The sequence below is a fragment of the Bifidobacterium sp. LH_389 genome, from assembly GCF_056357235.1.
The window spans coordinates 1-11780 of sequence record NZ_JBKEVR010000027.1; the positions used below are offsets into that span (position 1 = coordinate 1).

The following is an 11780-nucleotide window of genomic DNA, read 5'->3' on the forward strand; positions in this document are numbered from 1 at the left end:
TGCCGATCTTGCCTTCCATACGACAAGCCAAACAGGACCGGTACCGTTCGCGCTCATTCCCGATGAGGCACCACTAGCCATTACGCGCTCAAAAAACGTGAGTCACGTCGATCTCCGTACTGTCCCTTCTGCTAGCATCCACTATGTATGCGCATGCCGTGCCCTCGACGTCGTTTCGCGCAACCGGGCGCGACCGTGCACGAAATCATGAAGTGGCCCAACGAATGAGGAGCTTGCGCTAAATGACAGTGACGCTGACCGCCCAAAACATCGGCATTGACGATATCCCGCAATATGCAAAGCAGCCTACGCTATGGGTGCGCGGCGACCATCTCGTAGCGCCGTCCTTCGTGGACAACGAGGATCATCGCGAATTCAGGCTAGCCGAAGCCGGCAAATACGATTTCATGACCTTCTTCAACGCTCTCTCCGTGATGAAGTGGCGCCGTTATACCAATGCTAAGGCTTTTCACCTTCGTCTCTCGGTGAAGGCAGAGGCCGCTGCGCCGACTACCGGCGAACAATCGGCTGACAAAGCAATGATGTCCGTTACTCTGACCATGGCAGACACCTATTCCTTCGCACCGACCCCGGTACAGGACGTGGATCCTGTAGCAGCGCCTGCCGACGGCGAGTGGCACGATCTGTCCATCGCCGTTCCTCAAGGGTACGCCAACAAGCGTAACCCCGTGCTGTTCGGCGCCACCGTCGAGACCACAGGTCCTGTCCGGATTCGTGATGCCCGCTGGGACATGGACGTGGACGAGGAGGACGTGCACGATGTCGAGGTATCTCTGTGCATCACTACGTTCAAGAAGGAGCCGTATATCCGCCGCAATGCGCGTATTTTCCATGACGCGGTACTGGGTTCCGGGACGGATGCCGGACGGCACTTCACACTGCACATCGTGGATAACGGCCGCACACTCCATGACGAGGAGGTACTTGCCGGCGACCGTATCAAACTGCATCCCAACGTCAACTCCGGCGGTGCAGGCGGTTTCGCACGAGGCATGATCGAGTCCATCGAACAGACCCCCAAGGCCACCCACGTGATTCTCATGGATGATGACGTCTCCCTTTCGCCGGAATCGCTGCTGCGCACCTACAGCCTGCTAAAGGTAGTCAAGGACGAATGGCGCGAAGCCTTCATTTCTGGCGCCATGATGAGCCTCGACGAGCCCGATATCCGTCCGGAGGACATGGGCTTCTTCAACAAGGCCGGTTGGTGCCAGCCGATCAAGCCCGTGATGCGCATGAGCGTGCTTCACGACGTCATTGAGAACGAGGCCTATCAGCTTCCCGAGCCGCGCAACCTGTTCGAGGACCAATACACGCAGCGCTATCAGGCATGGTGGTACTGCTGCATTCCGATGACGCAGATCGAACGTCGCGGTATGCCGCTGCCCCTGTTCGTACGGTATGACGACGTGGAATACTCGCTTCGGAACCCTCCGAAGATCATGAGCATGAACGGTCTGTGCGTATGGCATTCCCCGTTCTTCATGCGCTACGACGCTGCAGTGGAGCGCTATCAGGTGGCGAGAAACCTGTTCATCATCCGCCATGCCTCCGGTTGCGCCCCCCTGTCCGATTTCGAGGACGCTCTGTTCCGTCAGATCCAGATCGAGCTGAAGCGATTCAACTACGATGATGCCGAAGTGGCGTTGGAAGGCTTCGAGGACTTCCTTAAGGGCCCCGATGTGACCTTCGCCCCGGGATTCGCAGAGAAGCAGTTCCTCGGCTCGCATCGGCGCATCGAAAAGCTGCTGCCACTGGAGGAGCTGGATGACGAGCTCAAGAAGCTGGGCATCGACTACCGCAAGTTGGAGATGGACGACATCGTGCGAGACAAGCCCCGCACCTTCCTCCAGCGCGGTCTCGACTTCATCACGTTCAACGGCCAGCGCACGCCGCTGCCGTACACCAAGGCCGGCAAGGTGGCGGTTTGCGAAGCCAATGGTGGAGCTTATACCGGCGGTGAGCTGCGCGAGGCGGAGATCGTGGTTGCGATCAGCGTACCGCAACGCAAGGGTGCCATCCGTCATAAGAACCAGCAGCGGTTCAATGAGCTATGGAAGCGCTACAAGAAGGACGTCAAAGAATACCACGACCGTAAGGACGAGCTGGACAAGCTGTACCGTGAAGCCTTTGCTCGCATGACCACAGTCAAGGCATGGAAGGAATATCTGGGAATCTGATTCCCAAACGGCGGGTATCGCGGGACCGATGCCCGCCGTTTGTCTAGTGCTCTGTAGAAGGCGGACGAATATCCCCATGTCGCATACCTTGCAATACTCCGCTATTGATTGGAACCGCGCAAGATGATTCGACACGTGAAATCTTCTTCTGTTTAATCCTCATTCATAAAAGGCAGAGCACCAAATAACGGGAGTACTAGATACACCGGAATTGCATACCAGAAAAGCACCAGCGGAGACACATACAGTGACAAGATAGTCCAGGCAAGGAACGACCAAGCAACGAGCGCAGTCCATCGCCGCCGCACCAGAAGATACCATCCAAGAGCCAGCGGAATACACGTAACGTACAGGCCAACGGACGTGAATGGGTTATGCTTGGTGAACTGCTGAACCCACTGTTCGGCATCATGTTTCCAAGCAGCTTTTATAGATGTACCCATTAAAGGCTGCAACAGTCGCTCCGATTCCTCCGGTGTCCTAGTCCAAGTCGCCCATTGCTTCATATAGCCGTCGGTGAACACATAATCGGCGTCAGTGGGATAGGTGAATGAAAAATCCATATTCGCCCAGTTGAGCATCAATGCGGAATACGCCTTGGCATATTCATCGGGATTGCGCATCCCGATAGCCGCCCATGCCTTGATCGCATTGACCTTATCCGCAGTGGTGGCCTGCTCGTTGTACGTCCATACCGTCTCGTCAGAACGATATGGAACATACAGCTTGCCGGCCTCATCCACATCCATGAAACCACTGAGTTGCTGCCGTTCTTCGGCAGTGATGCCATCTGGACGCTGCGATGCAACACGACCGATCGGCTGGGTGATATATGCTGCAGTTTCCCGATTGGAGAAAGGTGCCGCATGGGTTACCACAACAGAAATGGGATTCCATACGAATTGGACCAACACCACGCTTGAAATCAAGACCGCCAATACGTTACGCCGATTCTCTTTGGCAGCAATCAGCAGAAGAGCCAGAGCAAGTACAACAATTACCAGCGCCGTGCGTTTGCTGGCAATGCAAAGCGCGAGCAGAACCACGAATGTCACCATCACCGGCATGCGCCGCAGCACGGCACCTTTCGTCAGGCATGTCTCTACGAAAATCACGGCTGCTGGGATAAAGAAGATCGTATGGAACGAGTCCTTACCCATGGTAGGCACCGCGCCAACAACAAGATAATTCGTAGCTGCAAAGAGCATCCCGAGCCACATGTACAGACGCGGAACGCCGCATTTGCGCACATAGCAAAACAGAAACGCGAGTCCTGCCGCAAACAACACCGCCTGTACCACCGTGTAGATCGCCAAACCATAGATCATATGTCCCAGTGATTCGCCGATGTTCCAGAACAGGCCAAAGACCAACGTGTCAAACAGCGGATGCTGGGTGAAATACTCATGATGCCCCGATGACTGCATGAGCTGAGCTATGGTGTCATCCCGGAGACTGCCAGGCCAGCACACTACGATCCACGGTATCCAACACATCAGTATCACAGCCATGTACGGCATGAAACGCTGTCTCATGCTTTGTTGCATGGTCATTCGATCGCGTCGTGCCAATACATAACTCACATATCGCCGCCACCGTTTAGTCTCACCGTTGGTGTCAGTTCGCAGTCCTTGAGCAAAATCAGCCCATAGGAACACTAGCCGCATTATGACGTACATGACCACGCCTCGGATGATGCCGGACACCGAAGCCTGCTGAATAATCTGCTGAGTGATAGGGGTGGCGAACATCTCCGTCTGATCCATCACCGAGCATACCGTTTCCAGCAGCATGATCATCACGGCACACCCCAGCGCGGCAACGTCAACGAGTCGGGCCTTCCTCCCTTGCGGAGAAAGAGGGTTCAACCGGGGGCTGATTGCGACATCAGTCATGAATGTGAGGCCTTTCTGAAGAACGATGCATAGACACGATGGGCTACTTCTCCCTTATCGCATGGTCGGTTGAGCTTCCTGCCGCCATAGGAGGAGGTCTGCGGGAAACCGCCGATGCTCGGCATGGAGTCCGTATCAGACATCGTAATATCAATCCTTCGCGTGTACAGTCGGAAACAGGCATCATGATTCTATCCGGCTTGGACCGACATGCCAAAGCAGTGGGGACCGCCCCCTCCATATATATCGCCCTTTCACGGTTCATCGCTCTTCTCTGCCCTAACGAACAGGCCGGTCTTCCCGGATTCGGCATTTTCTTGTTTTTTGCCTATCATCGGAAGAGAATGTTCTGTCTGAGAGAAAGAGAACCGCAGTGATTCCGCGTGCTGCTTCATTCAATCGTTTATCTGCAGCCATCGTGTGCCTAGTCACCGTATGCGCAACACTGTCACCGGTTGTAGCGCAGGCCGCCGGTCCCTCCGTAACACAGCAACAGCCACAAACGCCTTCGGCTCAAGCGACTCCCCAGTCTGTTCAGTCAACATACAAGGTCAGCGGAGCAATCGCGAAGAAGTACCAGTCGCTCGGCGGAGAGAAAGGCAAACTCGGCAAGCCCACGGCCAACATGAAGACCGGGCTCAAGGATGGCGGCATGGGCCAGCAATTTGAACATGGCCGCATCTACTGGTCCCCCAAAACTGGAGCTTGGGCCGTAACGGGGCCAATTCAGGACCATTGGCGCGACCTCGGCTGGGAAAACGGACAGGCAGGCTACCCCACCAGCGACGAAACCAAAACCACCAACGGCGGCGTCTACCAGCTCTTCCAGCACGGCACCATGTACTGGACCAGCTCCACCGGAGCCCACTTCGTGCACGACGGCATCTTCGCCGCATACGGAAACAACGGCTTCGAACACGGCAACCTCGGCTACCCCACCAGCGACGAACGCAAGCTCAACGGCGGCGTCTCCCAAGAATTCCAGCACGGGCAGATCCACTGGTCGCCGACGACCGGAGCCTGGGCCACCCGAGGCGCGATTCAGAACCGCTGGCGCGACCTCGGCTGGGAAAACGGACAGGCAGGCTACCCCACCAGCGACGAAACCAAAACCACCAACGGCGGCGTCTACCAGCTCTTCCAGCACGGCACCATGTACTGGACCAGCTCCACCGGAGCCCACTTCGTGCACGACGGCATCTTCGCCGCATACGGAAACAACGGCTTCGAACACGGCAACCTCGGCTACCCCACCAGCGACGAATACGATTCCGGCAAGGGACGCGCGCAGAACTTCCAGCATGGAACGCTTCACTGGAACGGTTGCGGCAAGAACGGCTGGCAAAACCCCAGCCAGTATTTCCAAGTCAGCTCCTGTGACGTGTCCGTGCCGCAACGCAGCATCTTCGGATACGCTTCACCGTCGCGCATCGGCATGAGCGCCACCCGCGAGCAGGCTATCGAGGCCATGATCGGTCGAGCCTACGATTATCTGGGCACCCGTTACGTGTGGGATTACGCCCTGCAACCCGGCGTGGGCGTTGACTGCGCTGGTCTGGTGATGCAGTCCCTGTATGCCACCGGCATGGACCTCAAGGAATACAACCCCACCAACCACTGGTACGACCCTTGGCACAGCCACGACGCCAACAACATGGCGGCGGACGCGCGGTTCAAGCACGTCTCCCTTGCGGAACGCCAACGCGGCGATCTGATCTTCTGGCCCGGGCATGTGGCCATTTACCTTGGCAACGACCAGATCATCGAGGCCAACGTGCCGTCGGTGAGGCTCAACAACATGTGGAACAACGGCACACCGACCGCCGTTGCACGCCCGTTCATCTGATAGGCGCTCAGCACAAACACAAGGAAAAGAGGTCTGACTCATGGATGAGCATTCCCGCAACGGCAAATCCCGCACCGCCGCGGTGATCATTGGCGCAGTGGCAGTGGCGGCGGTCATTGCAGTGGCGGCGGCATGGTATGTTCTCGCTGGCGGCGACAAGCAGCCGGCTCCGCTCCCCTCCACGTCCGCTCCGTCATCACAGACGACGACCACGGGCGCCCCCGTTGAAACGCCAGTTCCTTCGCAATCCGAATCGTCGCAGACGCCGGCGGTCAACCTCGCGCAGACGGATTCTGCGTGCAATCCGCACACCACGTTCAATTCGGAGGACCCATCCAAGGAAGCGCTGGTTTACGACGAATCCTCGAAATCGCTCACCGTACTGTCCGGCAGTGAATCAAATTTCTCGGCGTTCTCATGCGTGGCGAACGCATTGCGGATGCCCGCCGAAGAGCGGACGCAAATCGAAGCCAAAGCCGACCAGCCACTGCAACAAACCTTCGAATGGAACGGCTTCAGCGCCACGTGGAGCTACAACGAGCACAGCGGCCTGAACCTGTACATCACCGAGCAGTAATCTCAAGAAAGACAACCGATGCCGCGGCGATCGCCTGCCGCGGCATTGTTCAGTAAGATTGGATCCCATGCAAGAAAAGATCGAGAACCCGACCATCGCGGTGTTGTTGCCGTGCTACAACGAGGAGATCACCATCGGCAAGGTCGTGCGCGATTTCCGCGCGGCCCTGCCCGACGCGAACATCTACGTGTACGACAACAACTCCACCGACCGCACCGCGGCCATCGCGGCCGAAGCGGGCGCCATCGTGCGGCGCGAACCCCGTCAGGGCAAGGGCCACGTCATCCGCGCTATGTTCGAGGAGATCGATGCCGACGTGTACGTCATGGCCGACGGCGACGACACCTACCCCGCGGACGCCGCCCCCGACATGGTCCAAAAGGTGCTCGAGGGCTACGACATGGTCATCGGCGACCGCCTGTCCTCCACCTATTTCCAGGAGAACAAGCGTCCCTTCCATAACTTCGGCAACCGGCTCGTCCGAGGTTCGATCAACAGCCTGTTCGGCGCGCACGTGCGCGACATCATGACCGGATACCGCGCGTTCTCGTTCACGTATGTGAAGACCTATCCCGTGCTCTCGCGCGGATTCGAGGTCGAGACCGAGATGACGATCCACAGCCTCGACAAGAACGTGCGCCTGTACGAGATGCCGATCCAGTACCGCGACAGGCCCGCCGGGTCCGTCAGCAAGCTCAACACCGTGGGGGACGGCATCAAGGTGATGAGCACCATCTTCCGTCTGATCCGCGAGTACAAGCCCCTGCCGTTCTTCACCGTCATCGGCGGCCTGGTCGGCCTGCTCGGCGTCGGGTTCCTGTGCTCGGTGATCGCGGAGTTCTGGAGCACCGGCCTCGTGGCCCGGTTCCCCACGCTCATCGTCTCGGTCCTGCTGATCATGGTCGGCCTGCTGCTCATTATCGCGGGCGTGATCCTCGACGTCCTCGCCAAGAAGGACCGCAAGCAGTACCTCATCGACAAAAACCTCTTCGCATACCTGAAATCCCAAAATACGCCTCGCGCATAAGCCCCTTCCACGGCGGGGCGCTCAACTTAAAAGGGAGCGCCCCATCCCTGACGTGGCAGTCGTTTAGCGCGTTGTGTATATAGTGCCATTCCAGCTGCGCCAGTGAATCTGCCCATGCTGGAAATTCTGGTACACCTCTCCTCGCCTCACGGGGTCTTGGATCTCGCCAGACGTCGGATAGCCGAGCCAGCCGTTCTCCCAGCCGGTGGAGGCCCAGTAGTTCTGGATGCCACCGCGGGTGAAATGCGCGCCGGTGGACGGACTCCAGTGGATCTGCCCGTTCTGGAACGACTGGGAGGCGCCGTTGTTCAGCTTGCGCTCCTCCGACGTCGGGAACCCGAGGATGCCCTGCTCCCAGCGCAGGCCGGCGTATTCGCCCAAGATGCCGCCCTTGACGGCGTGGGCGCCGGTCGAGGAGCTCCAGAACACGGTTCCGCCCCGGAAGGTCTGGGACGCGCCGCCTCGCACGGACAGCTCGTCGCCGGTCAGGTACCCGAGCCAGCCGTTCTCCCAGCCGAGGGACGCCCAGTGATCCTGAATCGCACCTCGGGTGAAATGCGCACCAGTCGCCTGAGTCCAGTGAATCTGCCCGTGCGCGAACGACTGCGACACCCCGCCGCGCAATTGGCGCTCATCGGAGCTCGGAAACCCGAGGATACCCTGCTCCCAGCCGAGGGACGCGTATTCGCCCTGCACGCCACCCTTGGTGGCATAGGTGTTGCCGGTCGCGGACTCCCAGAACACCGTGCCGTTCTGGAACGACTGCGACGCACCGCCCTTGACCTTCAACTCATCGGCCGTCGGAGAACCAAGCCATGCATGCGCATTGCGGTATATGGCGATCCCGCCCTTGGTATTGTATGTAGGTTTGCTCGGCCTGTTCCCCGTCCCCGGCTTGTTCGCCGATCCGTTCGAGCTGCCGGAGTTCGCCACGGTCCTCTCGCCGAACGCGCTGATGTCTACGCTGCCGCCCACGCCGCCGATCTCGCCGACGGACGTGTACTGCCATCCGCGCCAGTTCGAGGCGAATCCCGTGTAGGTGATGCGGCTGGAGTACTGCGCCACCCATGTGGTGCGCTGGTGGATATAGCTCGCGTTGAGCGGCCCGTTCAGGTAGCTGGTGTAGGAGTAGATGCCCAGATGGCTGCCGTAGCCGGCGTTCTGCAGCCTGCCGTACCATGCGCGGGCGATCTGCTCGTAGGCTGCCGGGCTGGTGGGCGGCTTGTGGCCGGTCCACGTCCACTGTTCCAGATCGTAGTACACCGGGTACGAGAGGTTCGACGGCGTAACGCCGAGCTTCTTGAGGAGTTTGACCGTGTAGTCGCCTTCCTCGGCGGCCATGGCGGTGGTGTCCGCGTAGGAGTAGAGGTAGACGCCGAAGGGGATGCCGAGACGCTTGCATTCGTTGATGTTGCGCTGGGCCTGCCCGTCGAGTTGCGCGTCCACGTTGTCGTTGCTGGCGCCGAAGCCGATGCGGATGATCGCACCTTCCACGCCTGCGTTCTTGGCTGCCTGCCAGTCGATCGTGCCGTTGTGACGGGACACGTCAATCACTTTCTTGGCCCGCTGCACGAAGAGCTGCCCGTCGCCCTGGAAGAACGCCTTGGACCCGTTGTAGGTTCCCCAATATGCGGAGGAAGCCCTCTCGGCTGCGAGCACGACGCCGTCTTGGTCTGACTGCTCGCCATCCGTGTAACCCGCAAAACCTGCTGCGGAATCTGCAGTGTCGGCAATGGCGTTCGTCGTGTCAACCCCGTTCGCTTCGGACACCTCGGCATTCTTTGCTTCCCTGGCATCCTGCACGCTGACCGGAATGTACGTCTTGCCGCCGGTCTTCTCCAGCGGATCGGGCGGCGTGGCCTCGGTGCCCACGAGCCGCGGATCGGTCACCGTGTCGCCGGTCTTCACATCCTTGACGGTGCCGTCGCCGGTGACCGCCAGTTCGGGCGAGACGATCGTGGCATCGTCCGGAATCGATGCGTCAACGGTCTCCGGCAGCTCCTGCGCTTGGGCCGCACCCAACTGATCGTCGCCTGCAACCGCATCCGCCTGTACCACCACGGCGTCATCCAGCGCCGTCGCCCCGGATACGCCGAAGCTCACGCCCATGCTCACCGCCGCAGCCAAGGCCACCAGCCGCACGCCCATACGTCGTTTCATGATTGCTCGCCTTCCACCTGTCATCGCACGCATCGGATCGATTGATCACTCTCGCCTGTCCAACCTACCGTATGACGTCGATAGCGTCTTCAGAGCCTTCCCTCACTCATCACCGCTATTACACAATTTAGTAATATGTACTATACTAATATATAGTTGAGCAATATTCAGGAAGGGCAGTGAGTGAATATGTTCGTGGGACGAGATCGGGAACTGGCCCAGCTGCAACAGGCCTATGATTCGCACCGCTTCGAATGCGTCGTCATGTACGGACGCAGGCGCATCGGCAAAACCACTCTGATCAACCGCTTCCTCACGGGAAAACCAAGCATCTTCTATGCTGCGATCGAAGCGACCATGCAGGGCAATCTCAACGCCCTCAGCGCTGCAATCGACGCTTACAGGAAAGGCGAGGGAGCCGGCCCGGACGCACCCGTGTACCGGGATTTCCAAAGCGCCGTGGACGCCGTCTTCGATCTGGCGCGGAATCGGCGCTTGGTATGGGTGATCGACGAATACCCGTATCTGGCGCAGGCCGACCGTTCGGTATCCTCGGTACTCCAGCATGCGATCGACCGGCACAAGGACGACAGCCGGCTGATGATCGTCCTGTGCGGATCCTCCATGTCGTTCATGGAACGGCAGGTGCTCGATTACAAGAGTCCGCTGTACGGCAGACGTACCGCATCGATCAAGCTCAACCCGTTCTCGCCGGAGGAGACGCGCGAGTTCACCTCGAATCTCACCAAGGAGCACTCCGCGGTCGCCTACGGACTCACCGGAGGCGTTGCGCAATACCTCGCATGGCTCGCGCCGACCGACAACATCGCCGAGACGATCGCTCAGCGGTTGATCTCCCCCTCGTGCAATCTGTTTGACGAACCCTACATGCTGCTGCAGCAGGAGGTACGTAAACCGGCTGAATACAACGAGATGATCAGCAACATCGCTACAGGCTCTTCGCGCATGAGCGAGATCGCCTCGGCGAGCCACATGCCCACCAGTCAGGCACAGGTGTATCTCACCAACATGATTGATCTGGGCATTCTGAGCAAGGAGACTCCGTTCGGAGCCAAGGGCCGCAGCAAGACAATCTACCGGGTCAGCGACTCGTTCTTCAGGTTCTGGTACCGTTACATTCCCCGCAGCATGTCCGCCATTCAGGCTTGGCGCCTCGAGCTGGTGACCCGGATGATCATGGACGACCTGCCCAGATTCATGGGCCCGGTATTCGAGGACATCTGCAAGCAATGGCTATGGGGACGCGGCTATGATTGTCTGCCGTTCCCGATCCTGCAGACAGGTCGATGGTGGGGTTCCGATCCCAAAACCCGTCAGCAGGAGGAAATCGACATCGTAGCCGCCGGGCAAGACCCGGACCGTGCGATATTCTGCGAATGCAAGTGGCGCAACGATCCGGTAGGCGAGGCTGAGTACCGTACGCTGCTGCGTCGCGCACAGCTGCTGGATTATCCCGAACGTTATTACATCCTGTTCTCCAGATCGGGCTTCACCGACAATCTCCGCGAACTGACGGCGTCCGACCACCGGGTACAGCTGATCGCGTTCGACGACATGCTGGGATAATACAACCTACGACCCGCGGCAACCGGCACGCGAAACCCCCAACGAATCCCCGTCGATGCCGGCAGGCCTCTGATACGAAAAATGGCCCGTCAGGCAAAACCTGACGGGCCACTCACAAGTGTATTTGCGGCGGTGTGTTACTCTCCCACACTCTCTCGGGTGCAGTACCATCACCGTGCCAGGCCTTAGCTACCGGGTTCGGAAAGGGACCGGGCGTGACCCCTGGGCCATGACCACCGCAAAAACCAACGCATGGTGGCGGTCCGGGAACCGGACAATGGACGCGAGCCACGACGTTTCGTTGCCTGTCGTAAAGTGAAGCACGCTTGTGCTCCGTGCCGCAGACGAATCCGACGCCCAACCATCCCACGCACACGCACTCCCGGAAGAAGGCGTGTGTCGTGTTGGCGTTCCCCCATTAGTACCGGTCAGCTCCACCGCTCGCGCGGCTTCCACGTCCGGCCTATCAACCACGTGTTCCACATGG

General features: G+C 59.1%; 7 protein-coding genes and 1 rRNA gene. 5 read left to right on the plus strand and 3 right to left on the minus strand.

The genetic code is table 11. The annotated features are described in order from the left end of the window. Window positions 1-242 precede the first annotated feature (242 nt). On the plus strand, window positions 243-2201 hold the full coding sequence (locus AC1AZA_RS11160) for a glycosyltransferase family 2 protein (protein WP_476514727.1): 1959 nt from the start codon (window positions 243-245) through the stop codon (window positions 2199-2201). A 152-nt stretch (window positions 2202-2353) separates the two neighbouring features. On the opposite strand, the gene AC1AZA_RS11165 is transcribed toward AC1AZA_RS11160, so the two are convergent. Then, window positions 2354-4096, minus strand: a complete 1743-nt coding sequence (locus tag AC1AZA_RS11165) for a DUF6020 family protein (RefSeq protein ID WP_476514728.1) — start codon at window positions 4094-4096, stop codon at window positions 2354-2356. 418 nt (window positions 4097-4514) lie between these two features. Between AC1AZA_RS11165 and AC1AZA_RS11170 the strand changes: the two genes are divergently transcribed. From AC1AZA_RS11170 to AC1AZA_RS11180, 3 genes are all read left to right on the plus strand, one after another. Next, entirely contained in the window at window positions 4515-5942 is a 1428-nt protein-coding gene (locus AC1AZA_RS11170) for an NlpC/P60 family protein (protein ID WP_476514729.1), read from the plus strand. A gap of 40 nt (window positions 5943-5982) precedes the next feature. Beyond that, window positions 5983-6519: a hypothetical protein gene (locus tag AC1AZA_RS11175; protein ID WP_476514730.1), complete on the plus strand. Its 537-nt coding sequence runs from the start codon at window positions 5983-5985 to the stop codon at window positions 6517-6519. 67 nt (window positions 6520-6586) lie between these two features. Then, window positions 6587-7546, plus strand: a complete 960-nt coding sequence (locus tag AC1AZA_RS11180) for a glycosyltransferase family 2 protein (protein WP_476514731.1) — start codon at window positions 6587-6589, stop codon at window positions 7544-7546. Between the two features lie 63 nt (window positions 7547-7609). Here the strand turns inward: AC1AZA_RS11180 and AC1AZA_RS11185 are convergent, their stop codons facing one another. Then, the gene (locus AC1AZA_RS11185; protein ID WP_476514732.1) at window positions 7610-9706 is read right to left on the minus strand and encodes a GH25 family lysozyme; all 2097 of its coding nucleotides are present in this window, start codon (window positions 9704-9706) and stop codon (window positions 7610-7612) included. A gap of 189 nt (window positions 9707-9895) precedes the next feature. Here AC1AZA_RS11185 and AC1AZA_RS11190 point away from each other — a divergent pair, with 189 nt between their 5' ends. Continuing rightward, window positions 9896-11293: an ATP-binding protein gene (locus AC1AZA_RS11190; protein WP_476514733.1), complete on the plus strand. Its 1398-nt coding sequence runs from the start codon at window positions 9896-9898 to the stop codon at window positions 11291-11293. A gap of 124 nt (window positions 11294-11417) precedes the next feature. On the opposite strand, the gene rrf is transcribed toward AC1AZA_RS11190, so the two are convergent. Beyond that, window positions 11418-11534, minus strand: a 5S ribosomal RNA gene (gene rrf, locus AC1AZA_RS11195). Between the last annotated feature and the right edge of the window lie 246 nt (window positions 11535-11780).

Excerpts from the sequence above, each read along its gene's own strand:
- AC1AZA_RS11160 (WP_476514727.1), top strand. The coding sequence starts at position 243 with ATGACAGTGACGCTGACCGCCCAAAACATCGGCATTGACGATATCCCG.
- AC1AZA_RS11165 (WP_476514728.1), bottom strand. The coding sequence starts at position 4,096 with ATGACTGATGTCGCAATCAGCCCCCGGTTGAACCCTCTTTCTCCGCAA.
- AC1AZA_RS11175 (WP_476514730.1), top strand. The coding sequence starts at position 5,983 with ATGGATGAGCATTCCCGCAACGGCAAATCCCGCACCGCCGCGGTGATC.
- AC1AZA_RS11180 (WP_476514731.1), top strand. The coding sequence starts at position 6,587 with ATGCAAGAAAAGATCGAGAACCCGACCATCGCGGTGTTGTTGCCGTGC.
- AC1AZA_RS11185 (WP_476514732.1), bottom strand. The coding sequence starts at position 9,706 with ATGAAACGACGTATGGGCGTGCGGCTGGTGGCCTTGGCTGCGGCGGTG.
- AC1AZA_RS11190 (WP_476514733.1), top strand. The coding sequence starts at position 9,896 with ATGTTCGTGGGACGAGATCGGGAACTGGCCCAGCTGCAACAGGCCTAT.